We start from the raw sequence: 23,376 nt of genomic DNA, 5'->3' as shown, positions 1-23,376 counted from the left end.
TATAATTGTTGCAAAAGTCCACTAAATTGGGGGAGTTATGATCAATATAAATGCTAATATGATAGCGGATATGAGGCGTTTTAATCGGTTCTATACGAATATACTGGGTGTTTTAGATAGACATGTGCTGGATAGCGGATATTCCTTTACCGAGGCCCGTGTCATTATAGAGATCGGGTTGATCGAGCCATGTATTGCGAATACTCTTGTCGAATCTCTTAAAATTGATCGCAGCTATATGAGTAGGATCATTGCTAAATTTTGCAAAGAGGGCTTTCTTGTTAAGGAAAATTCAACGTTGGATAATAGAACAAATCTGATTCGTTTGACTCCTAAAGGAAAGGAGTTCTATAACCAACTGAATGAAAGGTCTGATGAACAAATTCTAAAATTAGTTCAAGGACTTTCAGAAGAAGAGATAAAGGAATTACATGCTTCTATGTTGTTAATTCAGAAGAAATTGGATAATTTGGAGAGGATACAGAATGATACGATTTGAATGCGACTATACCGAAGGTGCCCATGAGCGCATATTAAAGCGACTACTGGAGACTAATGATGAACAAACTCCAGGTTATGGTGTGGACGATCATTGTGAAAAAGCCAGAGCATATATTAAAGAAGCATGTGACTTCCCAAATGCGGATGTACACTTTTTGGTTGGAGGTACACAGACCAATACCACCGTTATTTCTTCTATTCTGCGTCCGCATCAAGGCGTCGTTGCGGCAGTTTCTGGACATATTGCCGTACATGAGACCGGAGCGATTGAAGCTACTGGGCATAAAGTACTTACTTTGCCAAGTGATGATGGGAAAATCCGGGCCGTGCAGGTAAAGGAGCTGTATGACGCTCACTGGAATGATGCCGCTCCTGAGCATAGTGTACAGCCCGGGATGGTTTATATTTCCCAACCTACTGAAAATGGAACGATTTATAGCAAATCAGAGCTAGAAGCATTAAGTAGAGTCTGTCAAGAGTGTGGTTTACCACTGTTTATAGATGGAGCCCGATTAGGCTATGGCTTGGTGGCCGAAGATAGCGATGCATCTTTAGCAGATATAGCGAAGCTATGCGATGTATTTTATATTGGTGGGACCAAAATTGGAGCCTTGATGGGAGAAGCAGTAGTCATTCTAAATGGTACATTGAAAAAAGATTTTCGATATATGATCAAGCAAAAAGGAGGGCTGCTGGCTAAGGGAAGAATGTTGGGCATTCAATTCGAAACTTTGTTTGAAGACGGTTTATACGTTGAAATTTCCAAACACGCTATAGATATGGCCATGCTGCTTCAAAACGGATTATCTGAGCAAGGGTTTTCTTTTCAATACCGTTCTACAACCAATCAGCAGTTTCCGATTTTACCAGATCGTATACTAAAGGCATTGAGTGAAAAATATACTTACTCCTTTTGGGAAAAGGTTGATGATGCACATAGTGCTGTTCGATTCTGTACCAGTTGGGCAACGAAGAAAGAAAATGTTGAATTGCTAATTCAGGATATTAAAGCATTGCGATAAAGGTCATAGAAAGAGTAATTTATAATTTTAAAGATGTAGAATGACTATGTAATAGCCATACTTCGTTGCATGCATTGCAGCGAAGTATGGTTTTTTTGTGTGCATTTTACTTATTCCAAAGTGGCTTGTCTTTAGTTCCATGAAAGAGCAAGTGGATATAAAAATGGGAAAACAAGACAAGAGCGGAGGTATAAAATCGGCGTCTAATTCTTTACACTGAATATCTACCGAACCTGCTTGCGGTACTGAAGAGGGGAGAGCCCAGTTATTTTTTTGAAGATTTTATTAAAGTGGGAAGCATGACCGAACCCGACATCCTCTGCAATATGCTGGATTTTGTCCTTGGTGGTTCGAAGTCTGGTTTGGGCCGCCCTGACCCTCACTACGCGGATGTATTCGCTGAAATGAAAACCAGTCAACTTTAGAAAGATACGGCTTAGGTACGCTGGACTAATGAAAAAGCAGGCGGCCACTTGTTCGAGAGTTAACGGTTCATTGTAATGATCCTGAATAAAAGAAGAAATTTCCGTGATTTTCTGATGCATGGGATGAGAGGAAACAGGTTCACTACGCTCGATCGCTTCCGATCGGTGCACCAGGATCAGCATTTCCAGCAGTAGATGCTGTACGCAACGGTCATGCAGAGGCTGCTTATTCCTGCATTCGGTATTCATCTGTAGGAATAAACGTTCAACTTCCACTTGCTCTCTCGCAGGTAAGCGAAGCAACGCGGATTGCTGATACGGCGGCAGGTCAAGAATGTCATGATCCTGCTGTGGGAGAAACGTCGGAGAAAAATGAATCAAGATGCGCTCTGTTTCCTGCAATTGCGTACTGGCGGTAGAGTGCAAGTCATGAGGAAGGATGAATATCAGATCCCCCTTGCGAGCGGTGTATACCTTGCCATTCATAAAATAGATGCGTTCGCCTCGCAGTAAGAGATACAGCTCATAGTTCTCATGGACATGAGGCCGGGGCATGACTGTGAAACCGGTACGATAGATGTGATGAATGGAAAATTGTTGTTCGCCAATGACATATTTATCTTCTTTCATTTCATTCATGTGCTTCTTCCTTTACAAATTAAGATAAGTAAGCGCATTCATATACCAACAGTATATATGACAACCTGCCAATGATAAAAGCAGAAAAGATTGATGAAAGGAGGTGAAGGCGCTTCTGAACGTCTCGAATCGTGTTTTTATAAAAATATGCGCTGATGTGGAAGAAAATCTTAGGGAGGAAACAGAATATGAGCAAGCAGCGTACATGGAAAAAGGTGCTATGTAATGTGGTTGTGGGTTCATTGTTGTTGACCTTGTGCCCACCACTAATCCAAGCGGAGACTGCGGTAGGAACAGAGATCGCAAAGGTGGCAAAAGTGGCGACGGATATTCCGGCGTTTCCGGGGGCTGAGGGTGGCGGTAAATATGTTACTGGTGGACGCGGAGGTGAAGTGTATGAGGTCACCACGCTGGCAGACTACGGCAAAGGGGAACAGATCATACCCGGATCTCTTCGCGCAGCGGTCAGCTCCGATAATCGGACGGTCGTATTCCGGGTGGGTGGAACGATTCATCTCAAGGAGCCACTTAAAATCTTGGGAAACAACCTGACGGTTGCTGGTCAGACAGCTCCTGGCGACGGTATAACTGTAAGCGATTACACAACAGGAATTGATGCAGATAACGTCATTCTCCGTTACCTGCGTTTCCGATTGACCGACCGTTACCCCAGTGAGGATGACGCGTTAGGGGCCAGATACCATAAAAACATAATGATTGATCACTGTTCCTTTAGCTGGTCGGTGGATGAGGTACTGAGCCTGTATGACAACGTCAATACAACGGTACAATGGTCCATTGCGTCCGAAAGTATGCTAATGACCACGCACCAGAAAGGTCGCCATGGCTATGGCGGCATATGGGGCGGACGAAATTCCACCTATCATCATAACTTGTTGGCTCACAATGCAAGCCGTAATCCGCGTTTTCCAACCGATAAAAAACAAATCGACGCTGTGGAAATGACCAATAATGTCATTTATAACTGGGGATTTTTCTCTTCATACGGCGGCGGTGAAGGATCGTATAATGTGCTAAATAACTATTATAAGTATGGCCCCAACACATATCAGGACGTTCGCGGTCAAATCTTTGTGGACGTGGGTAGTAAAAAATATAAAACACGCATCTTTATTGGTGGTAACTACATGTACGGCAATGACTCGGTTACAAAAGACAACTGGCAGCTTGGAACATCCATTGGGTCAATTATTGATCCTTCCACCCGTTTGGCGGAGCCGATTGAAGTCAGAGGGGAATACGACAACGGAATTTCACCGGATGCGTATGGTCCATATCAAGCGACGGATGCACAAACCGCATATACGGAGGTGCTTGCCGGCTCAGGAGCCACGCTGCCAAGAAGAGATGCGGTGGACGCCCGAATTATGAATGATGTGAAGAATGGAACGGGTGCGTTTATTAACTCTCCGCGTGAAGCAGGGTGGATTTACGACGATTCTAACGTAACGACGACGGAGATTTCTGACAGTGACCATGATGGAATGCCGGATGAATGGGAACGTGCCCATGGGCTGGACCCCAATAATGCAGATGACCGTAACGGTCAGGGGCTTGCCGGTACAGGGGCGTATGCTCATTTTGCCAAGGGTTATACGAATCTTGAGGTCTATTTAAATGATCTTATTGAGAAGCTGTCGAATGGAAATGAGGTGGATAATCCAGAGGCCGTCGTTCAGGTGTCGGATGCAAACGGACGTTCACTAAAGCATAACGATATTTTGGAAGCAGGCCGTGATGCGACCATAACAGCAACAGCCAAGGACAAAGATGGTATTGCTCATGTTGAATTTATCATTGACGGCAAACTTGTTGGTAAAGTAGAGACCGCGCCTTATCATCTCGATTGGAATCATGTAACAGACGGTACCCACAATATTATTGTACGGGTGACTGACCGCAAGGGGACTGCTGTATTTTCCAATCCTGTTACCATTCACGTCAATACGACTGCGCCATCGGGAAGTTGGCTCAGCGAAGAGATTGGCTCTGAGGGCAACGATGGTTATATAAAAGGGCATACTCAGGTCTTAAAAGAAGATGCAAGCGGTAGCAGCATACGACTGAAGTCAGCGGGAGACGTTGACGGTAAGGCAGATATTTTCCATTATGCTTATCAAAAATGGGAAGGTGACACTGAGATCACAGCCCGTGTGGAACAAATTACCCCGGTGGATGATAATGCCGAAGCGGGTGTAATGATTCGTGAATCGCTGAAGCCTGGATCAAAAATGGCTTTTATGTCTTTAGCATTTGTTAAATATGGCAAACAGGGTATTCTTATCAGTCGTGATCAAACCGATGGTAAGACGAAACGCGCGTCAATGGAGGCTTTTATTACAACGCCATATTCGGTTCGTCTTGTACGACAAGGACAAAAGGTTACCGGCTGGGTATCCGCAGATGGTGTGACGAACTGGGAGAAGGTTGGTGAAACTGTTATAGATGTGCCAGATAATCAGCCGTTATTGTTCGGGTTGGCTACCGATGCATCCAAACAACAAAACGATGTATGGAATTACAATACGTCGGAATTCAGCAATGTCACCATCCGCAACCTGACAGACTCAGGAGGAACTCATCCCACTAGTGTGGTGGTAGCGACCTATGGCCCTGCTGACTTTAGATCTCTTCAGGCAGCTATTGACGCAGTCCCTGACGACAGCAACACAAGGACAGTTATCCATCTCAAAAACGGTACGTATCGTGAAAAAATAAAGGTGAATTCCTCCAAAAAAAATCTGAGCATTATCGGAGAAGATCGCGACAAAACGATCATTTCTTTTGATGATACGGCCAAAACCGTGGTGGACGGAAAAGAATTAGGAACAAGCAACAGCTATACAATGCGTGTGCAAAGTCCCGATTTTGTGTTGGAGAATGTCACGGTTGCCAATACAGAAGGAACTGGGCAGGTGCAGGCTGTAGCGTTATATGCCGAAGGCGATCGTGGTAAGTATCACAATGTCAAAATTACCGGCCTACAGGATACGTTGCTTGTGAACCGTGGCAGACAGTATTTCAAGGACAGCTACATCAGTGGCAGTGTAGATTTTATATTTGGCAATGCACCTGCCGTGTTTGATAATTCGATCATACACAGCCTGCGTGCTGGATATGTGACAGCAGCTTCAACAGAAGAGAACAAGCCGGGCTTTGTATTTATTCAATGTCGTCTGACAACAGAAAATGGCTTGACAGGCAAGGTGGATCTCGGACGGCCATGGCGCCCTTATGCTCATGTTACTTTTTTGAAGACCTATATGGATGACCATATCAAGCCGGGCGGCTGGAACAATTGGGGTAAGGAATCCAATGAGCAGACCGCAAGATTTGGAGAGTTTGACAACTTTGGGCCAGGTGCGGAAAGTAGCGGGCGTGTACCTTGGGCCAAACAGCTTACCGCCGATGAAGCAAGCCAGTACACCGTTGAAACTGTTCTGGGCGGGACAGACCATTGGGATTGGCGTCTTTAAATTTGATGTTCAATGGTTAAGCGGGGCAAGCGCTTCTAGCGTTCAGCCTCGCTTATTTCTATAGTTTGAGTAGAGGATACATACTTAATTTTCGGTGTTGAAAATACTTGTTTATATGGTAAATGTTTGCTATGTTAAAAGTGCATTTATTTCAAATTGTAATTTATTATTGATTTGGAGGTGTAAGGTATGGCACGTGTGTTAGTAGTGATCACGCCTGCTGAAGGCCATGTTAATCCGACACTAGGATTAGTGAAAAGGTTGGTAGACAGTGGGGAGGATGTTGACTATGTGTGTACGGAAGAATATCGTACGAGAATTCAACAGACAGGAGCACAGATGATCACCTACCCTTTTGTTGATGATGCTTTTTCTAAAGACTCTGATTTAAAGCCAGCAGAATACAAACATCATTATCAATTTGTGTACATGATGGTAAAAGGTATGATTCTTCCGATTATTCCAGAGGTTTTGAGAGTTATTGAAAACAGAACCTATGATTATTTAATCTATGATTCTTTGATGGGCTGGGGAGGCACGATTATTGCACAGAAGCTAGGAATCCCTGCTGTGTGCTCTATCGCTTCTTTTGCTTTCGTAGAGCCGTTGGGATCGGGACAAGGCATGAATGACAATGATCCGGAGGTAAAAAAGTTGTACACGGCTACGATGCAAATAACGCATCAACTAGCTAATGAGCTTCAGGTTGACGCTCCGGCTATAGAAGAGATTGCTCCTCATGGCGGGCGCTTAAGAATAGTTTATACAAGCCGCTATTTTCAACCGCAAGCCGAAAAACTGGATCACAGTTTTATTTTTACAGGTCCTTCTATTGTACCGCGTAAAGATGCTCCATCTTTCCCGTTCGAACAACTTCGTGTTCTGCATCCACAGGCGGTTTACATTTCAATGGGTACTATATTGAATAAAGACTTAGAATTTTATAAGCTTTGTTTTGCAGCATTTCGCGATTTGCCTGTGCAGTTTGTGCTGTCTTCAGGCAATTATACAGACATGGAGCCATTGGCCCCGTGTATCCCTGACAATTTTATAATCAAGCCTTATATTCCGCAATTGGAAATGCTTCAGCATGTGGACGCTTTTGTTACACATGCGGGGATGAACAGTACAAGTGAAGCCCTATATTACAATGTACCGCAGGTCATGATTCCTTTAACATCGGATCAGCCGATCGTAGCCAGTCGGGTGCAGGAACTGGGAGCGGGTGTTGTTGTGGATAAAAATGAGCTTACACCCGCTAGTTTGAGAGCTGCCTTATTAGAGGTATTGAGTCATCCAACCTATAAAGAACAGGCTCATGTGATCGGCGAATCATTACGCCAGGCTGGTGGGTATAGACATGCTGCAGATACAATTATGAGTCATTTCTCCACCATAGAAAAATAAGCGCAGTCTATATACTGTGATTCCTTTCTTTTAAAGCAGCAGATTTTTCAAACTCTAATTTCTTCGAAATTGCCAGGAGACCAAGGGAGCAGATGATTAGGGCCAAACATACCCAATAGGTGTTTCGGTAACCAATCCATTGAGCGGTTAATCCGCCCATCAAGCTCCCTACCAGTCTTCCGATGGTTGTCGCATTGGAATATAGCGTCGATGCGTACCCTGGAAGAGAGGGCAACAAATCCTGCATGTAACTAATGCCAATGGCAGAAATCACTGCAACAAAGAAGGCTAGAAGAAGTTGCCCCACGAATAGCTGCCACATCTCCGTAGACATAATAACAAGGATATAATAGACAACTCCTGTTAATGCCCCTAAAAATACAAGCAAACGGTTGGAGTATTTAGCTGCTAGTACGCCTAGCATGAGCATCAAGGGGATTTCTAAAATGGCGCAAATACTGGATACTAGAGCAACGTCACTCGTGTCACCTTTTAAATTGTGAATGATGAACAAAGAAATATTTAAACTGTTCATCCAGTGAGACGTATAGAGCAGAGTAAGAACTAAAAAGGGGATCAGAATCTCAATATTTTTATGTAATGTAATGTGATGAAGTGAAAGTTGATTCTTATGTTTAAGCTGAGCGGGAGTCTGCTGGATAAAAAAGAATAAAAGAACAGCAATGAGAACAAAAATAGAGGTCGTTCCCATAAAGATACCTTTAAAGCCCGTATGTGCAATCAAAAAGGAACCAAAAAGCGGCCCAGTAATAAAGCCAAGAGAAAACATAGACCGAAGCGTTGAATTAGCAAAGGCGTGATCCGCAGATTTACTGCGATCTACTGCTTCACGTGCACTGGCAAATAACTGCGGCATCCCAGGAGCACCAATGGCCGTAAAGATCGTCATATAAACAAAAAGTACATAAAAATTTTGGATTACAAGATATCCTGCAAATGCTACGGCATTAAATAACGTACAAATCACCAAAATTTGTTTACGATCTAATCCGGTATCAGAACGTTTGGCAATCAGAGAGCTTATCCATATGCCACAAATCAAAGTCACCGCTGTAAACACACCAAAGGTTCCCACAGATACGCCAAGTGTACTTGTAAAATATACAGCTAAAAAAGGTGCGCTGATGGATATAGCCATGCCTTGCAATAACATGCAGATCATGAACAATGGGTAGTTAGGGATAACGAAAAGATTTTGAATACGCTTTAGCATTTCTTTTTTACACCCCTTCGGATTTAGTAGCAGAAACATATCTATCCTTACTAAACTATATATGATTTTAGTATAAAATGTATATTTACATGGTGTGAAATATTATATATTATTTTTCACTTTGAGGAGCAGGTCAATATACAGGCAAAGATACAGTAACAGGCTAAGAGTCAAACTCTCCATACCTTCAACTACTAACCTAGCTATGAGATCATGAGATTAACCTGAATACGGAGGGTAACTCATGAATGCCAAAGAACAACGCAGACAAGATTGGCACACACGTATCGCAGCCTATCGGGCAAGTGGCCTCACGATGAAAGCTTGGTGCTCCGCAAATCATTGTTCTGTCGAACAATTGAAATATTGCTGTACAAAATAAAGCGGTATCATCCTCAGCTACTCCAGATCCAAAGACTTCTCCCGTACAGTTTGTACCTCTTGCCACTGTAGATCCACCTGGCAGCGTTTCTCCTTCTCTAATCCTTCATATCGGTGTAGCCAGTATCGAGCTTCATTCCCGCTTTGACCCAATGCTTTTGCGCGAAGTGATTCACGCGCTTACTTCACCATGCTGACCTTTCCAAGCATCAGCGTGTGTTTCTTGCTTGTGGTTCCACCGATCTGCGCAAGTCGATCGACGGACTTGCTGCCATCGTTCAGGAAAGCTTTGGTCTGAATCCGTTCTCCTCCGCTTATTCGTATTCTGTAACCGGGCATGCAACAAGCTCAAAATTCTATATTGGGGTCACAATGGGTTCTGGCTTTACTATCGCAGCCTAGAACGTGGCAGATTTCAATGGCCTACAGGCAAGGAAGAAGTAGTAGCCATTTTACTAAGGTGGTAACGCTGATGTTATGTTTTTTGCTACTTCCACACGGCTGCTCTGTCCTGCTTTTAACTCCTGTATGATGGCTAGTTTCTCAATCGCATTGTATTCGTTCTTCTTAGACAAAGGAAAACTCCCCTTCAAGTAGCGGTTTATTTATTAAACCTGTCTACTTGAAGGGGAGCATATCAAAATCGGTAGCCTGTTCCGTAATTTATAATAGCGAGGTTACGAACTTCACCTCCGGAAAGCGGCTATCCGGTCCTTTCATTAAGATTCCGCCTTGATTTTTCAGATACCTATCGAAGAAATCCAGCATATAGGCATTGATAACGGAGTTCGCTCTTTCGGGCGCAATCTTTCCTGTAATGCCCAGCATTTTGAAAATCGGAGAAATGAACTGTACGTCGGCAAAATTCAAATGCTCCGTATTTTCGATATAGAGGACTTGTCCTCCTTCGTCGACCGTTTCGCGCATCCGTTCAAGCTCCAACTTTTTATCTTCCGTTACTTGATCCTCCCACTCTCTTGTTGAGCCCATATGGTTAAGCTCTGCATCCGTGTAGACCCGGTTATCCATCACCATTTTTAATTTTTCGAAATAGCTTTCCGAGTTGATGAACAAAAACGGCTTTCGCAGACCCTCTCTGTCACGCAGTCGATAAAGCCCTCCATCAAGGTCTATTCCAACCGCGATTCGCGGATCGTAAGAAGCGTCATAGGCCGTCGCTCCGCCGATGGAATGACCGAACACCCCGACATGACCAAGATCAATTCTCCCTTTTAGATGACTTGGAATCTGTCCCGATTGGATGAGCTCGAATTGGTCCAGCGCAAACGCCACATCGCCGGTTAAAACTTGTCCCAACTTGTCGCGATTTCCTCTACTCGTCTGGTAATCATGGTCGGGCGAGAATAAGTCGTTGGTTGTGCTGGTCGTGATTCGCCCGTCCGGAAACTCGGTTGCAAATGTATTGTAGGTGTGGTCGATCACTGCCACGATATATCCATGACTCGCGAGATTTTCGGCTTGCGACGTGTGGAGGTACCTGGAAGAGCCGTTGCCGGGATTCGCAAGGATCAGCGGGTATGAAGTCTGTGCCCAAGAGACTTCGGCCCCCGAATAAGCATGACTGGGTACGTACTTCAGGTGTTGAAAAGTAAACCCGGGAAGGCCATAGTCCGCGGCCATATAACGTAAAATCTGGGTTTCGGGAATAAAGGGAGCATACTTGCCGATGCCAGCTTGAGCTGGATACCATACCTGAACCATCAATTCCCTTTTGCCTGTCGTGGTTTTGCCAAATGTCTCCTCCCGGCTTGGATCGATGAAATGAAAGACTTGCGTACCTACCTTCAACTCGCCGGTTGGCGCCGGAAAGTCGAATACGGGAAACACATAGAGGAAGCACCCCGTTGCGATTAGCCCAATCACGATAAAAAGGCGGCCCAGCACCCTACGGATTCGCGAGGCAGTCCGAACGACTTTCAGCGTTATGAAAACGTCTATAAGTGAGAGCATAAGCATCAGGATCGTAAATCCGTATAAAAATAAAAGCTGAACCCTGTATCCTTCGACAAGCAAATGTATCACTAAAAAAATGGAGCCTGCTCCGCTTGTCAGGAGCAAAGCTGGTTTTCGAATACGTTGATTGATAATGAACAGGAGTGCCAACAAACAAGCACTTGAAAAGAATAGCAGCATTTCAAAAAACCTCACGCCAACTCCTCCTTAAAAATAATCCTATCAATGGATTAGTATAGAGGAGCAGCTAGGTTCATACCATTGATCTAGATGACAATTGCCTAACACTCTTGTAAGGTTGCGCGACGATGGCGCAGAAAACGGCATGTAATGTGCTGATTCCTGCCTTTCGGCTGGGGTTGTTTGTTTCACAATTGTGAAGACAGCTCAATCTCCAATCTCCGATAAAATGATTTTCAGAACTCAGCTTCTTGCTTCGTTTATGGAAGGGTTCAAAGGCGAGATTGACCGAAACACCTCGGTCAGCATCACTTCCGCTAACTTGTTAAATCATAATTCAGCATAACTTAGCCCTCATTTAGTTGAACAGGTGGGGGCTACTTGACGCTTACGTAACAGGAGTGGGATGTAGATATGTATGTGGAATTTTCCTGTAGGATTTACCTTAAAGACTGAAGCGATCTACGAACTGCTTGATCAGTTCATTCAATAATCTGGCGGCCTTCGTAGGAAGGCGATGATCAGCTTTCTTAAGGAAAACCAGCTCACTATTTGGTAATTGTTGATGCAATATTTTGGCATAGGGATGAAAGTGCTTATCTTCTTCACCATAAACGAGCAGGACAGGAAGCTGGATTTCCTTGAGCCGAGAGGTGCAGTTGTACTTCAAGCTGTAACGGTAATATTGTTCGACATTCCTGGGATTTCCCTGCTTCGCATCGTTGAATAACTTACGGAACAAAGATAGCTGTTTCGTTTGTGACCAAGCAATAGAAAGGGCAAGCGTACCGACTGCGCCGATTTTGGAAAGAGCAATGCCCAAAGAAATTTTGTTTCTTAGTCGCCATTCGTTTACTTCCGACATTCCACTGATAACAATTCCTCCCCATGCCCGATCTGGATAAGTCAAGAGGAACTCAAGTACTATCGAGCCTCCGGTAGAATATCCACACAAAAATACTTTATCTAAGCTCATCCGGTCCATCAAATGTTTAATATCCAGGGCGATGAGAGGATAAGTAACCGTTTGTTCGGAAGGCTGACTTTTACCGTGTCCTCTGATATCAAAAGCTATAGTTCGAAAATCGGATGATAACTCTTGGAATTGGTATGTAAAATTTAAGCTTGTGAGTACTGGAGGGTGAATGAATAGGATGGCCATTCCTTCACCAGAATCCATGTAATGCATAGAGTATTCGTTTATGTTTGTAGTAGCCATGGTTATGCTCCCTCCCTGAATGGTTTGATCTTAAATTTGGCCTATTAGATCCAAAAAATTCATGGAGGCGTAACTTTAATTGCTTGTATGAAATACCTTTGTCCCGATGATCCAATACAGGAATAATATTTTTAGTACAAGAAAAAAATAAGAGGATCAAGTTTTTCTAAGAAAGGGACACATACATGGGCATGAAAAATAAAGTTACCATAGCACTAGTGCTAAGTTTATTGTTGATGATCTTGGGCTGTAGAGCGGACTCCAGTCAACAGCTAAAACAACAAAGTGTGAAGTCACCTATCATAGTAAATCAAATGGGCAAAAAACCTGTCATTGTGATCTTGATTGATTCATTAATGGATAAGCCTTTGCAAGATGCGATTCAAGAAGGCCGTGCACCCGCGATGCAATATCTCCTTCATCAAGGGCAATATTTCCCGCAAGTAGTGAGTTCATTTCCCACGATGTCTGTGACAATCGACAGTACATTATTAACGGGAACGTATGCCGACCAACATCATGTGCCCGGACTCGTTTGGTACAGCGACCAAAAGAAACGCATGATTCTCTACGGCAATGGTGCCAAAGAAGCCTTGAAGATAGACCAACTGCAAGTATTCTTAGACGCAATTTACCAATTAAACCAAGTTCATTTGAATAAAAAAACGAAAACCATACATGAGGAATTGGCTGACAAAGGAAAAGAATCCGCGTCCATCAATGCTATTGTCTTCAGAGGGAAAACGAAACATGCCTTAAAAGTGCCTGACTTCATAGCGAATAGCAGCAGGGTGCCAGAAAAAATGATAGTAACAGGGCCTAAATGGTTATCTTATGCAGCTTTGGCACAATTGAATCCGAAAAATAGCTGGAATACTCCTTTGTGGAAAAAATTTGGGATGAACGACGAATTTTCCGCAAAAGATACCGCTTTTCTAATAAGCCAGAAGAAACTTCCAGACGTAACCATCACATACTTTCCAGAGAATGATAATTTAGCGCATAGAAAGGGCCCGACTCAACTGGAGGGAATCGAAAAAGCAGATCAAGCACTGCAAACTGTGTTGAATGCATATGGTTCGTGGGAACAGGCTGTAAACGATGCGATATGGGTTGTCATGGGTGACAGTGCGCAAAGCGCTGTTTATGATGATCGACAGGTTGCCACTGTTGATTTAAAGTCGCTTTTGAATCATTACCGTATTGCAAAATTAAATCAACCTGTAAGAAGTGATGACCAAATCGTGATTGCCGCTAATGAACGGATGGCCTATATCTATGCGATAAACGATAACGTAGAGCTGTCCAACGTGGCGAAGCTTTTACAGCATGAGGACAAGCTCGACATTATCGCTATGAAAGATGGTAAAAACAATATTCATGTTACAAAGGGAAAAAAGGATAAGCTGTTTTCTTATCATCCCGGTGGAAAATTCATCGATGAATATGGGCAATCGTGGACCTTGTCGGGCGAAGAGGACCTTGTGGATATTACGGTGAATAACAACCGGATCCAATATGGAAAATATCCAGACGTTTTGGCGAGGCTACACGGGGCAATGAATTCACATGAAGGAAGATATGTTGTCGTCACGGTCCAACCTGGATATGAACTTGTCGGCGAAAGTTCCCCTACTCACATCGGAGGGGGAGCTCATGGATCGCTGCATGAAAAAGATTCCCTTGTCCCATTAATTATTTCTGGAACGAATACACGCCCCAAAACACTGCGAATCGTGGATATAAAAGACTGGATTATGCAATTGGTGAACGAATAAGTATTATTCGTGCTTGATATTAAAACCGTACTACATTAGTATATAAGCATATAGTTATATAAGTGGAAGGGGGGGCACACCTTGGATCAACTTGGTTATGTAGCCGATCATTTAAAGCTATTGGGGGATAAAACTCGGCTGGCCATGCTTTCCCTGCTAAGAGAGAGAGAATGGTGTGTTTGCGAATTTGTAGATATCTTTGATATGTCGCAGCCAGCAATTAGCCAACATTTGAGAAAATTAAAGTCGCAAGGGATTGTAAAAGAAGAACGACGAAGTCAGTGGGTATACTATTCCTTAAATGTAGACGACAAGCCGCATATTCAAGCTGTTCTTGAGAGTATGCCAAACTCTAAGCAGATTTTAAAATGGCTGAATAAAGAGGAGCCGATCGCATCTTGTGGACCGGATTCATCGGCTTGCTGCTCATCCTAAAGGCTGCTCCGTTTAACTCCTTGCAGGGATAAAGATGTTTTTAATATAAGTATATGTTTATAAGGTGATGTAATGGAGGTTTAAAACATTGATTTTGTTGGCATGCATTATATTCTTAGCCACTTTAGTGTTGGTGATCTGGCAGCCTAAAAATTTGTCCATCGGATGGTCTGCCTGCGGCGGTGCCATACTCGCCTTGCTGGTGGGTGTCGTCGATTTGCATGATGTTTGGGAAGTTACTCATATTGTCTGGAATGCGACACTGGCTTTTGTAGCCATTATTCTGATTTCGTTGGTGCTTGATAAAATAGGCTTCTTCGAATGGGCGGCGCTTCACATGGCACGAGCTGCGCGAGGAAGCGGAACCCGGATGTTTGTTTATGTGACCATTCTTGGCGCAGTTGTTGCTGCTTTTTTTGCGAATGACGGTGCGGCCTTAATACTGACACCGATTGTACTGGCGATGGTTCGGGCACTTAAATTGGATGAGAAAATGGTTTTTCCTTTTATCATAGCGAGCGGTTTTATTTCAGACACGACGTCGCTTCCGCTTGTGGTCAGCAACTTGGTTAATATTGTGTCAGCCGATTTCTTTGGTATCACCTTTATGGAATATGCGAGTCGCATGATTATACCTAATTTATTTTCTTTAGCAGCCAGTATAGGAGTACTGTATCTCTTTTTTCGTAAAAGGATTCCGAAAACGTTTGATGCGACACAATTAATCAGGCCTGCGGAAGCGATTAAAGATCCAAAGATGTTCCGTATGTCCTGGATCGTTCTCGCGGTTTTGTTCATTGGCTACTTTGCATGCGAATTTTTTAATATTCCCGTTTCGGTGGTGGCCGGTATTATTGCTATCTTTTTCTTATTGATGGCGCGTAGAAGCCCTGCAGTGCCGATGAAAGAAGTCATCAAGGGCGCTCCATGGGCTATCGTATTTTTCTCCATCGGAATGTATGTTGTGGTGTATGGTCTACGTAATGCCGGTTTGACGGATCTGCTGGCCCATGTGATTCAAGCGGCTGCCGATCAAGGTATGTTTGTGGCCACCATGGGCATGGGTTTTATTGCAGCGATTATCTCGTCGGTCATGAATAACATGCCTACGGTCATGATTAATGCGCTTGCCATTGATGCCACCCATGCAACCGGTATGGTCAAAGAGGCGTTGATTTATGCTAACGTGATTGGATCGGATCTAGGGCCGAAAATAACTCCGATTGGTTCATTAGCCACGTTGTTGTGGCTGCATGTGCTTCGTTCGAAAAACGTGAAAATTTCTTGGGGGGCTTATTTTAAGACAGGCATTGTCTTAACCATTCCTACACTTTTTATGACCCTACTCGGCTTATACCTGTGGTTAGTCATTTCATAGGGCTATAGTATTTCAAACAAGCACGCTTCCTTAAAGAGGTGGTGCTTGTTTGGCGTTTTTTTCCTTCACAGTATACTCTTCCAGCACCTTTGTTTTATCTCCATAGATCCTATCCAAATGATCTTCTCCCCATAAGCAAAAACGATCAAGCAGATCTTTAAAATCCCATCCATATTCACTAAGCTCGTACTCCACTTTGGGTGGAACCTGGTTATAAATGATACGGTGGATGATTCCATCCTTTTCAAGCTCTCTAAGCTGTTGGGTGAGCACTTTTTGGGTGATTTTCGGAATGAGTTGACGAAGTTCGTATGTACGTTTTCTGCCGCTGATTAAATGGTGTAGGATGATGCCTTTCCACTTTCCACTGATGACCTCCAAAGTTGCCTCGATCCCGAGCATATAGGTTTTGGCGTTATCTTCCATAAACTTTCCCCCTCCAATTTGTAGTTCTAAAAGCACTAAGGAACCTTAAAGTACCTACGGTACAATGAAGTGCGTACTTCACACTTTCACATATATCAACCATAATAGCATCTGTAAACAGGGTACACCAATCACGAGGAGAAAGAAGGTTACGGATACATGAAAGTTCTATTGGTCGTCACGCATCCTAGAGAAGATTCACTTACCCTTGCGGTCATGAATCGTTTTGTAGAGGGATTGAAAGAGAATAAGCACGAGGTAGATATTTTGGACTTGTATCGGGATGGATACAATCCGGTATATAGCGCGGCAGATGAGCTGGATTGGAATACGCCTCATAAACAATATGCTCCTGAAACACGGAGAGAGATGGACAGAATTGCTGCTGCGGATGCTCTGGTCTTTGTGTTTCCTCTATGGTGGTACAGTGTTCCTTCCATGCTAAAAGGGTACCTGGATAAAGTCTGGAACATAGGTTTACTTGAGGAGTTCAAGACAAAACAGGTCTTGTGGCTGTGCTTGGCGGGAGGAACGAAAGAACATCTGATCAAGTATGAATATCACGATTTAGTTACTAATTATTTGAATAAAGCCATTGCTGGTTACGCAAGAGTAAGAGAGTCCAAGGTGGAGTTCTTCTATGATACTTTGTCCGAATCGAAAGAATACATTGAAGGTTTACTGGAGCACGCTTATCAATTAGGTCGGGCATATAAGTGAATTTTATTCTGATAACAATGACAATTTAATATTATTGAGAATTTTGCAAAATCCTGATTATTGAAAAAGGGTTAAGGCTCGTTAGACGGCACTTAACCCTTTTTTATTTTATAGACGAGACTCTATCCTTTTATAGGCTCATGCATAGGTGCTGATGGTGCCCCTTGCATAGATAACCCGCCGCCAGTTGAGCTTGCTGGAACAACGGGATGTGGTGATCCCTTTTCAGAAGCATTGCCAGCAGTTTGCTTGGCCAGCTTTTGTTTTTCCCACAGTGCTCTGGCGATAACCAGCATGGAGAGTACACCCACATATAGTAACAGAGAACCGAGTTCGGGAAGCATCTCTTGCAAAGGTGCACCACGCAGACCCATGGTACGAAGGAATTTGTACATCCATACAAAGGGGAAGAAATCACCGATTTGAATCGCTAAAGGTGGAAACAGTGATCTGGAAAGAACAGCCCCTGATAAAACAAAAGCAGGCATGAGTATCATCACCATTCTGCCGATGGCTATTCCTGGATGTGCAGCGCCCCATGCAACCAGGACATTGATACAAACGGTGCCGAATACATACAGGACAACCGGAATTATAAAGAGAATCGGATTGGCCTCGAAACGGCCTCCTCCAAACACTTTAAGCATCCCGAGAGAGAAGATTAAGCCAGCCGTCGAAAACAGCGTATAAGGAAGCATACGCAGTAGTATGTTGAACGGATTTTGCAGCTCAGCAGCCAGCCTCTTGGAAACCCGGAGTCTAGCGACCAGAGGTAAGCTATTTATATTGAGTATCATAAAAGAGAACATACAAGTGAATGCAAGTATCGTCGTATTCTGATAGTCATTCGTTGGATTAAACAGGGAACGCACTTCCAAGGCGATACCATTGAGGGCCCCTTGGGCCTGTTCTGCGTTCATCCCGGTTTTCAACATAGCTGGAACAGACAGTTCCATATTCTCGGAAACGCTAATTTCCTGCATAGCTGTACGAATCGAAGTAATAGATTGAACATTGGTATTATCGAGAATGAGACCCACGCGGCTGGAAAGGGAACGATTGTGATTATCCTCTAAACCATGCGGCAGGGAAATAACAGCCAAATATTGCTCATGATAAAAATACTGTTCAGGGTTGTCCGTATACGAAACAATCTCAGCTACGTTCATATACGGGGAAGCATCTATTTTCTGAATGAACTCACGGCTGTAAGCTGTGTTATCTTGATCCACCACTACCACGTTAGCGTCGTTAATTTGGCTGCTTGGGAGCAACAGTGAATACCCCAGTACGGCAATCAACGGGAAGATGATTGCTATGATCGGATACTTGGAGTGAACCAGATACGACCATTCATCACGAAGAGATTTCATTTGTATTCACCTCAACTGTCATGCCTGGTAGCAAAGCTGCTTCTCTTGTTACATATACACGTACCTGGAATGTAGCGGTATCTGCTTCTCCTTTTTCACGGGACATCTTTACATTAGCGAATTGTGGTGCAGCAGTTACATAGCGTACCGTACCTTTCAGGTCCTTATTGAGACCAGAGATATGAGTTTTAATTTCTTGATTGGCCTTGAATTTCCCCGCTTGTTCTTCATTCACATAGAGATCGTAATATAAATCATTGGTTTCCAGGGTAATCACAGGAGCCCCTTGCGCCACATTTTCGCCGACTTTGGTACTAATCGAAGTAACCTTGCCATCCTGTGGTGCTTTTAACACCAGGCGTTCTTTTTTGAGCAGCAACGTTTTAAGCTGAACTTCCTGTGTGTCTTTTTGCTGCTTTAAGAGGTCAATAGCCAGCTTCTGATCTGCCAACTGTTGACGACTCTGCTGAATGGTTTCCAGTTGGGTCTTGGAACGATCGACGGACAATTGGGCACCGCGAATTTCTTCCTCGGCTTGTTTTACCGAAACGGCTGCTTGTGTCGTCTGTTCACTGGCCTGCATACGTTCTTCAGAAGTGGCACCATGAAGTAGCTTTTGAAGAGACTCTTTTTGCTGGCTCAACTGATTTGTCGCTAAAGTCAAAGAGGATTCGGCATCATCCAACGCTGCTTTGGATGCACTTCCTGCATCATAGAGTGCTTTATTACGCTTATAGTTGGTTTGCGCTGTCTGAACGTTTTTGGTGGCTGAGGCTACGGCAATTCGTTGCTGCTGAACATCTTCATCCCGAGCCCCGTTATTGACCTGTTGTTCCGCAGCAGTGGCTTGACGCTCAGCCGCTTGTGCCCGCTGCAATGCGGCCTGACTTTTACTCTCAGTCACTTGAGCTTGCGCGATATCTAGCTGTGCCTGTTTTTCCTGAGTTGCTGCTCGTGTATACCCTAAATGGATGGATTGTTGTTGTTGGCTGATTTGCGTATTGAACTGGGCGATTTGTGTCCGCAGCTGCTCAATTTGCAAATCCACATCTTTAGAATCCAAAGTCATAAGGACAGTTCCTTTTTTCACCTTAGTTTCTTCTGTTACCGGGATGTTCAGGATTTTGCCGCCTACTTGTTCAAACGATACATGAATGCTATCCGCATTTAGTGTTGTGCCTTTAACAGATCGAGAAGCATTGACTTGATCTTGTCCGTTAGTCTGAAGCAGGAACCCCCCGCCGATAAGGCAGGCAATAGAAATGACAGGGATGATGAGGCTGGCGACTTGTGTGCGATTCATGAGTAATACGCTCCTTACATTCATAAAATGAGTTAAACATAGACTCGAATAAATATCCTGGTATGTACATTTTATTTATTCTTTTATTTAATAATTTAAAAGTTAGTCGGCTAACTAAAACGCAAAATTAAAACTTATTCTGGTTTTGCTGCTTTATATATCTCTTTTGCTTGAGGGATGCCGCTTTCTATTTTTTGGAGTAATGTCAGGAGCAGCTCTTTTTCATCGGTGGATAGGTGGCTCATCAGTGTGGAAGTGCTTGTGAAATGTGTAGGCAGCAGTCTTTCCATCATTTCTGTTCCTTGTTCGGTCAGTTTAACAATGCTCATACGGCGGTCGGAAGGGTGTACGGATCTCATAGTAAGCCCATCGCGTTCCAGGCGGTCAAGCAGACCGGTAACGGTAGGCTTGCTAACCCCTACTTTCTCCGCAAGCTCTGTAGCCAGCAATCCTGTATGGATGTTGCGGTACAGAAGAATTAGTATTGAAAATTTTCCATGAGATATACCGAACTTCTCAAAGCCCTCAAAACTGACTTTAAAAACACTGGAAGATACTCGCATAAAAAATAGCATAGCTTCTGTCGCTCTTACATCAATCTCGGGGATACGCTTAGAAAATTCTTGCAGCGCCTCACGAGTGGGCAAGTCCCGTAAATCAAAATCCATAGGGTTCTCCTTTCTTCTTACAGTATGTTCCAATCAACAAATTAGTTAGCCGACTAATCTTAATCTATTCAAAAATGAATTTCAAGCTAAATTTTGTTAATCGTCATGTGGATTTTTCACTATATGGAGGTTGTTGTCAAAAGAAAATAAAGTATTAGACTGAAAAATAAAGTGTTAGACTGACGATGCTTCATTAAGCTAACTGGCAGATTAGTTACATAGACGTCAGAATTTTGCATAGGAGTGTAGTCCACCATCCCATACTAATTGTATGGAAAAGAGTCTAGATAAACAGTATACTAGCTATAATTGTTTTTTGTTGAGGTGCATATCAAATGGATGAAATCGATGAATCAAAACAAATTGTATTACAAATCGGCGGTGTCTTGAAAAAGTACAGAAAAGAAAAAAACATGAGCTTAGACGACTTAGCGGAATTAACGGGTGTAAGCAAACTTACTCTGGGGAATATCGAACGTGGCGATACAAATCCAACTTTGGCGATTATATGGAAAATTTCAAAAGGCATATCTTTACCGCTATTAGCTTTGTTGAAATCAGAAGACCCTGTTAGTTTGTATCGAGCAGGCGAAGGACTGCGGTTTTCTAATGATCAAAAAAATTGGATCATTGAACCGGTCTTTAAAAACGCAAGCAACGATATTGAAATGTGTCGGGCTTACTTACAGCCGAATAGCTCGTATCACCCTGAAGGTCATCATGTGAATACAACTGAAATTGCGACAGTAATGACTGGTTCCATTGAAATTCAAGTCAATGGAGAGATTTACACATTGAATCAATATGATACGATCAGTTTTCGTGCAGATTGTCCTCACTCTTATACCAATCGTACGAATAGCGAAACAGTGCTCCATATATCCTTAAAGTATGGTTTCTAAAAGTCGAAAATTCCACTTATTAAATACAACTCCGAATTCCATGACGGGAATTCAGAGTTGTATTTTTGTTTTTAGATGAGTTAATGTGTGTTATAAAATACTTATTGTTAAAAATAATATATTATAATATACTTTTATTGTTCGCGCGGATGTTATTTCATAGTTTTTCAATCAGCAGGAAACAAATTTTACGTATGAATTTAGTAAGGAGAAATGAAGAATGTCGAACAAACAAAATATAAAAGCCGTACCATCCTCTATAGGACTGATAATTCTCGGCATTATTATTATTGCAGCTAATTTACGTGCTCCCTTAACCTCAGTCGGTCCTTTAGTGAGTCTCATAAGGGATGACGTTCGTATTTCAAATACAGTAGCAGGCCTGATAACAACGCTACCTTTGCTTGCCTTTGCTTTATTATCACCTCTAGTACCCAAATTTGGACGAAGGTATGGGATTGAACGTATCATTTTGATTGCCCTAATCGTTCTGACTGTTGGCATTGTAATACGTTCTTTATCTGGCGCAGCTAATCTATATATTGGGACAGCAATTCTTGGATTCGCAATTGCCGTATGTAATGTATTATTGCCAAGTTTAATCAAAAGGGATATCCCAAATAAAATTGGCTCCATGACAGGTGTTTACTCAATTTCAATGAGTTTATTTGGAGCAATCGCATCGGGAATCAGTGTACCGCTAGCCGTGAACGCAGGTCTAAAATGGCAGGGAGCATTGGGAATATGGGGGATTCTAAGCTTTGTATCGATTCTCTGTTGGTTACCCCAATTAAGAAATCAAACGAAGCAAACAACCACGACGAGTCAACAGATGGCCAGCAACGATGTGAATGTTTGGCGATCCCCTCTTGCCTGGCAAGTAACCTTGTTTATGGGTATACAGTCCATGGTTTTCTATGTGTTGATCGCATGGTTGCCTGAAATTTTAAAGCAGCAAGGAATTGGCTCAAACCAATCAGGATGGTACCTCTCGATAATGCAGTTAGCTCTGCTTCCATTTACCTTTATTGTCCCCGTTATTGCTGGGCGCATGTCTAGCCAACGTTTGTTAGTGGTCATCACAATCATTTTGCTTTTAACGGGAACGCTCGGACTTCTATACGGAAGCTCCAATATCATTCTGTTGTGGATTATAATACTCGGAATTGGTGGAGGCTGCGCCTTTAGTTTGTCCATGATGTTTTTCGGTTTACGTACTGAAAATGCGCATCAAGCAGCGGAACTGTCTGGCATGGCGCAATCGATCGGATATTTTCTTGCCGCAATCGGTCCTGCCCTTATAGGATTTCTGCATGATGCGACAAATAGTTGGAATCTGCCACTTTTCATTCTGCTTGGCGCTTCGGTCTTACTCTTTTTAGTCGGTATAGGAGCAGCAAGAAACCGTTTTGTAGGTAGCCGAAATAGTTACGAGCTGCCACGGAAAGGACGATAAATATGTTTGACAAAATTATTGTGGCAATTGATAAAGCTGAAATAACGAACAAACTCCTCGATGCAACCGTTGAAATAGCTCGAAACAAACAAACTCAAGTTACCTTGGTTAATGTCAGCCAGGAATATGTATCGAATGGCATGACATATTTACCAGGGCATTTCTTGGAAGAAATATTGAACGAAATGGAGAAAGCGAGTTTGGAACAGTTGCAACAAGCCAAATCCAAATTAGAATCTGCGGGGATTAACCCGGAAACACTTCATCTTAAGGGAGATCCTGCACATGAAATATTAGATTATGCAAGAGATTCCAAGCAGCAACTCATTATTATTGGAAGCCGTGGGCTAAGTGGCATAAAAGAAATGATGCTTGGAAGTGTCAGCCACAAGGTTTCACAGCTATCAAGTTGCCCAGTCCTCATTGTGCATTAACTCCTTCGGGAACCGTAAAGATGA

At 43.1% G+C, this 23,376-nt stretch carries 20 protein-coding genes and 1 pseudogene; 13 read left to right on the top strand and 8 right to left on the bottom strand.

The genetic code is table 11. The annotated features are described in order from the left end of the window. The first annotated feature begins 37 nt into the window (after positions 1-37). Both NLX82_RS21395 and NLX82_RS21390 read left to right on the top strand, forming a co-directional pair. The gene (locus NLX82_RS21395; protein ID WP_028541769.1) at positions 38-499 is read left to right on the top strand and encodes a MarR family winged helix-turn-helix transcriptional regulator; all 462 of its coding nucleotides are present in this window, start codon (positions 38-40) and stop codon (positions 497-499) included. Next, positions 486-1,523 carry a threonine aldolase family protein gene (locus tag NLX82_RS21390; RefSeq protein ID WP_069080158.1) on the top strand — a complete coding sequence of 346 codons (1,038 nt, stop codon included), beginning with the start codon at positions 486-488 and terminating at the stop codon, positions 1,521-1,523. Before NLX82_RS21395 ends, NLX82_RS21390 begins: the two co-directional genes overlap by 14 nt. A 224-nt stretch (positions 1,524-1,747) precedes the next feature. On the opposite strand, the gene NLX82_RS21385 is transcribed toward NLX82_RS21390, so the two are convergent. Beyond that, a complete protein-coding gene (locus NLX82_RS21385) occupies positions 1,748-2,587 on the bottom strand; it encodes a helix-turn-helix transcriptional regulator (RefSeq protein WP_023990412.1) in 840 nt (279 codons plus the stop codon). 188 nt (positions 2,588-2,775) lie between these two features. Here NLX82_RS21385 and NLX82_RS21380 point away from each other — a divergent pair, with 188 nt between their 5' ends. Both NLX82_RS21380 and NLX82_RS21375 read left to right on the top strand, forming a co-directional pair. Beyond that, a complete protein-coding gene (locus NLX82_RS21380; RefSeq protein WP_254349027.1) occupies positions 2,776-6,084 on the top strand; it encodes a pectinesterase family protein in 3,309 nt (1,102 codons plus the stop codon). A 189-nt stretch (positions 6,085-6,273) separates the two neighbouring features. Beyond that, complete coding sequence (locus NLX82_RS21375) at positions 6,274-7,491, top strand: macrolide family glycosyltransferase (RefSeq protein WP_023990410.1); 1,218 nt, start codon at positions 6,274-6,276, stop codon at positions 7,489-7,491. Positions 7,492-7,498: 7 nt separating this feature from the next. On the opposite strand, the gene NLX82_RS21370 is transcribed toward NLX82_RS21375, so the two are convergent. Continuing rightward, positions 7,499-8,725 carry a sugar efflux transporter gene (locus tag NLX82_RS21370; protein ID WP_069080160.1) on the bottom strand — a complete coding sequence of 409 codons (1,227 nt, stop codon included), beginning with the start codon at positions 8,723-8,725 and terminating at the stop codon, positions 7,499-7,501. A gap of 244 nt (positions 8,726-8,969) precedes the next feature. On the opposite strand from NLX82_RS21370, the gene tnpA reads away from it, so the two are divergent. Both tnpA and tnpB read left to right on the top strand, forming a co-directional pair. Further along, positions 8,970-9,107: an IS66 family insertion sequence element accessory protein TnpA gene (gene tnpA / locus NLX82_RS27965; RefSeq protein WP_397344732.1), complete on the top strand. Its 138-nt coding sequence runs from the start codon at positions 8,970-8,972 to the stop codon at positions 9,105-9,107. A gap of 215 nt (positions 9,108-9,322) precedes the next feature. Further along, positions 9,323-9,573, top strand: a pseudogene (gene tnpB / locus NLX82_RS27830) (IS66 family insertion sequence element accessory protein TnpB). A gap of 196 nt (positions 9,574-9,769) precedes the next feature. On the opposite strand, the gene NLX82_RS21360 reads toward tnpB, so the two are convergent. Both NLX82_RS21360 and NLX82_RS21355 read right to left on the bottom strand, forming a co-directional pair. Beyond that, complete coding sequence (locus NLX82_RS21360) at positions 9,770-11,275, bottom strand: alpha/beta hydrolase family protein (protein WP_023990408.1); 1,506 nt, start codon at positions 11,273-11,275, stop codon at positions 9,770-9,772. A gap of 430 nt (positions 11,276-11,705) precedes the next feature. Further along, entirely contained in the window at positions 11,706-12,479 is a 774-nt protein-coding gene (locus NLX82_RS21355) for an alpha/beta fold hydrolase (RefSeq protein ID WP_068938291.1), read from the bottom strand. A 185-nt stretch (positions 12,480-12,664) separates the two neighbouring features. On the opposite strand from NLX82_RS21355, the gene NLX82_RS21350 reads away from it, so the two are divergent. The 3 genes from NLX82_RS21350 (at position 12,665) to NLX82_RS21340 (ending at position 16,070) form a co-directional block, all read left to right on the top strand. Next, entirely contained in the window at positions 12,665-14,257 is a 1,593-nt protein-coding gene (locus NLX82_RS21350; RefSeq protein WP_254349026.1) for an alkaline phosphatase family protein, read from the top strand. A gap of 81 nt (positions 14,258-14,338) precedes the next feature. Then, the gene (locus NLX82_RS21345) at positions 14,339-14,692 is read left to right on the top strand and encodes an ArsR/SmtB family transcription factor (RefSeq protein WP_254349025.1); all 354 of its coding nucleotides are present in this window, start codon (positions 14,339-14,341) and stop codon (positions 14,690-14,692) included. 88 nt (positions 14,693-14,780) lie between these two features. After that, complete coding sequence (locus NLX82_RS21340) at positions 14,781-16,070, top strand: arsenic transporter (RefSeq protein ID WP_302055917.1); 1,290 nt, start codon at positions 14,781-14,783, stop codon at positions 16,068-16,070. Positions 16,071-16,100: 30 nt separating this feature from the next. Here NLX82_RS21340 and NLX82_RS21335 read toward each other — a convergent pair whose 3' ends face one another. After that, positions 16,101-16,496: a winged helix-turn-helix transcriptional regulator gene (locus tag NLX82_RS21335; RefSeq protein ID WP_075154788.1), complete on the bottom strand. Its 396-nt coding sequence runs from the start codon at positions 16,494-16,496 to the stop codon at positions 16,101-16,103. Positions 16,497-16,655: 159 nt separating this feature from the next. Between NLX82_RS21335 and NLX82_RS21330 the strand changes: the two genes are divergently transcribed. Continuing rightward, a complete protein-coding gene (locus NLX82_RS21330; RefSeq protein ID WP_254349024.1) occupies positions 16,656-17,216 on the top strand; it encodes an NAD(P)H oxidoreductase in 561 nt (186 codons plus the stop codon). 122 nt (positions 17,217-17,338) lie between these two features. Here the strand turns inward: NLX82_RS21330 and NLX82_RS21325 are convergent, their stop codons facing one another. From NLX82_RS21325 to NLX82_RS21315, 3 genes are all read right to left on the bottom strand, one after another. Beyond that, positions 17,339-18,589: an ABC transporter permease gene (locus NLX82_RS21325; protein ID WP_023990401.1), complete on the bottom strand. Its 1,251-nt coding sequence runs from the start codon at positions 18,587-18,589 to the stop codon at positions 17,339-17,341. Beyond that, positions 18,573-19,892: an HlyD family secretion protein gene (locus NLX82_RS21320; RefSeq protein WP_023990400.1), complete on the bottom strand. Its 1,320-nt coding sequence runs from the start codon at positions 19,890-19,892 to the stop codon at positions 18,573-18,575. The genes NLX82_RS21325 and NLX82_RS21320 overlap by 17 nt, the downstream gene beginning before the upstream one ends. 134 nt (positions 19,893-20,026) lie before the next feature. Then, positions 20,027-20,560, bottom strand: coding sequence for a MarR family winged helix-turn-helix transcriptional regulator (locus NLX82_RS21315; RefSeq protein ID WP_076161070.1), 534 nt, complete (start codon positions 20,558-20,560; stop codon positions 20,027-20,029). A gap of 335 nt (positions 20,561-20,895) precedes the next feature. Here NLX82_RS21315 and NLX82_RS21310 point away from each other — a divergent pair, with 335 nt between their 5' ends. From NLX82_RS21310 to NLX82_RS21300, 3 genes are all read left to right on the top strand, one after another. Next, positions 20,896-21,462 carry a helix-turn-helix domain-containing protein gene (locus NLX82_RS21310; protein WP_023990398.1) on the top strand — a complete coding sequence of 189 codons (567 nt, stop codon included), beginning with the start codon at positions 20,896-20,898 and terminating at the stop codon, positions 21,460-21,462. 220 nt (positions 21,463-21,682) lie between these two features. Continuing rightward, on the top strand, positions 21,683-22,918 hold the full coding sequence (locus NLX82_RS21305) for a CynX/NimT family MFS transporter (RefSeq protein ID WP_254349023.1): 1,236 nt from the start codon (positions 21,683-21,685) through the stop codon (positions 22,916-22,918). A 2-nt stretch (positions 22,919-22,920) separates the two neighbouring features. After that, the gene (locus tag NLX82_RS21300) at positions 22,921-23,352 is read left to right on the top strand and encodes a universal stress protein (RefSeq protein ID WP_254349022.1); all 432 of its coding nucleotides are present in this window, start codon (positions 22,921-22,923) and stop codon (positions 23,350-23,352) included. Positions 23,353-23,376 lie beyond the last annotated feature (24 nt).

Origin of the sequence: Paenibacillus sp. A3M_27_13 (genome assembly GCF_024213315.1) — a bacterium.
Lineage (GTDB): Bacteria > Bacillota > Bacilli > Paenibacillales > Paenibacillaceae > Paenibacillus > Paenibacillus polymyxa_B.
This window is presented reverse-complemented; position numbering and strand designations above follow the sequence as displayed.

Coding starts and splice junctions, on each gene's coding strand:
- NLX82_RS21385 (WP_023990412.1), bottom strand. CDS start 2,587: ATGAATGAAATGAAAGAAGATAAATATGTCATTGGCGAACAACAATTT.
- NLX82_RS21310 (WP_023990398.1), top strand. CDS start 20,896: ATGGATGAAATCGATGAATCAAAACAAATTGTATTACAAATCGGCGGT.
- NLX82_RS21355 (WP_068938291.1), bottom strand. CDS start 12,479: ATGGCTACTACAAACATAAACGAATACTCTATGCATTACATGGATTCT.
- NLX82_RS21350 (WP_254349026.1), top strand. CDS start 12,665: ATGGGCATGAAAAATAAAGTTACCATAGCACTAGTGCTAAGTTTATTG.
- NLX82_RS21335 (WP_075154788.1), bottom strand. CDS start 16,496: ATGGAAGATAACGCCAAAACCTATATGCTCGGGATCGAGGCAACTTTG.
- NLX82_RS21390 (WP_069080158.1), top strand. CDS start 486: ATGATACGATTTGAATGCGACTATACCGAAGGTGCCCATGAGCGCATA.
- NLX82_RS21320 (WP_023990400.1), bottom strand. CDS start 19,892: ATGAATCGCACACAAGTCGCCAGCCTCATCATCCCTGTCATTTCTATT.
- NLX82_RS21305 (WP_254349023.1), top strand. CDS start 21,683: ATGTCGAACAAACAAAATATAAAAGCCGTACCATCCTCTATAGGACTG.
- NLX82_RS21375 (WP_023990410.1), top strand. CDS start 6,274: ATGGCACGTGTGTTAGTAGTGATCACGCCTGCTGAAGGCCATGTTAAT.
- NLX82_RS21330 (WP_254349024.1), top strand. CDS start 16,656: ATGAAAGTTCTATTGGTCGTCACGCATCCTAGAGAAGATTCACTTACC.
- NLX82_RS21300 (WP_254349022.1), top strand. CDS start 22,921: ATGTTTGACAAAATTATTGTGGCAATTGATAAAGCTGAAATAACGAAC.
- NLX82_RS21325 (WP_023990401.1), bottom strand. CDS start 18,589: ATGAAATCTCTTCGTGATGAATGGTCGTATCTGGTTCACTCCAAGTAT.
- NLX82_RS21395 (WP_028541769.1), top strand. CDS start 38: ATGATCAATATAAATGCTAATATGATAGCGGATATGAGGCGTTTTAAT.
- NLX82_RS21315 (WP_076161070.1), bottom strand. CDS start 20,560: ATGGATTTTGATTTACGGGACTTGCCCACTCGTGAGGCGCTGCAAGAA.
- NLX82_RS21380 (WP_254349027.1), top strand. CDS start 2,776: ATGAGCAAGCAGCGTACATGGAAAAAGGTGCTATGTAATGTGGTTGTG.
- tnpA (WP_397344732.1), top strand. CDS start 8,970: ATGAATGCCAAAGAACAACGCAGACAAGATTGGCACACACGTATCGCA.
- NLX82_RS21370 (WP_069080160.1), bottom strand. CDS start 8,725: ATGCTAAAGCGTATTCAAAATCTTTTCGTTATCCCTAACTACCCATTG.